The organism is Shinella sp. CPCC 101442, from assembly GCF_024704725.1.
Classification (GTDB): Bacteria; Pseudomonadota; Alphaproteobacteria; order Rhizobiales; family Rhizobiaceae; genus Shinella.
This window is the reverse complement of the sequence record NZ_JALIQS010000026.1, coordinates 1-898: the sequence shown is the minus strand read 5'-3', so window position 1 is coordinate 898 and position 898 is coordinate 1. Positions and strand designations below refer to the sequence as shown.

The window sequence follows — 898 nt, the reverse complement described above, 5'->3', positions numbered from 1 at the left end:
TCCTCGATGATCTTTGCGACGGCGTTGGGCTGTGAGACATAGACGGCATGGGAGCCGGCCTGGTCGACGACGGTTGCACCGGCGCGCTTTGCCATGCCGCGCTGGGCCTCGACCGGGATCATATGGTCCTCGGTGGCGACAAGATACCAGCTCGGCTTGTGCTTCCAGGCGGGAACCGTCACTTCACCGGTGAGGGCTTCGACACCCCAGGGAACCTGCGAGTCTGCCATGAAGGCGGCGAGTTCCGGTTCGACGTCCGCGGCGAAGGCGGCTGCGAACTTGGCCTTGTCGAGGAAGAGGAACCCATCCTGCGGCGGCAGGATCGGGGGGACGGCAGCGCCTTCCGGCGGGTTGGCGATGAGCTTTGCGATGGATTCGCCGGCGTCCGGTGCGAAGGCGGCGATATAGACGAGACCCTTCACCTTCGGATCGGTGCCGGCCTCGGAGACGACGACACCGCCATAGGAATGACCGACGAGGATGACGTCGCCTTCGGCAGCGGCAATGGCGCGCCTGGTGACGGCGACGTCGTCGGCGAGCGAGAGGGTGGGGTTCTGGACGATGGTGACGTTGTAGCCGTCCTTCTTGAGGATGTTGTAGACGCGCTGCCAGCCGGAACCATCGACGAAGCCGCCGTGGACGAGGACGATGGACTTGGTGGGGGCGGGCTGAGCGTGGGCTGCGGGAACGACGAGGGCGGCGGTGGTGAGCAGCGACGCGGCGGATGCGAGCAGTGTATTGAGCATGGACATGGGGTTCTCTCCTTGATCTGGTGCGACATACGATAACCGTTATCGCGATAATTAAAGCTAGCAGCGATCCAAACTCTTGTCCAGATGTTTTTTATCGCGATATGTATTTTTGTGGTATGGTCCCGCCACGATCCCAAACGGAGACC

1 protein-coding gene is annotated in these 898 nt (G+C 62.6%); it reads right to left on the bottom strand.

Annotation, left to right across the window (positions count from 1 at the left end):
- Positions 1-752, bottom strand: a 752-nt coding sequence (locus tag MUO32_RS29245; protein ID WP_374708742.1) for an alpha/beta hydrolase, incomplete at its 3' end; no start/stop codon positions are given.
- Between the last annotated feature and the right edge of the window lie 146 nt (positions 753-898).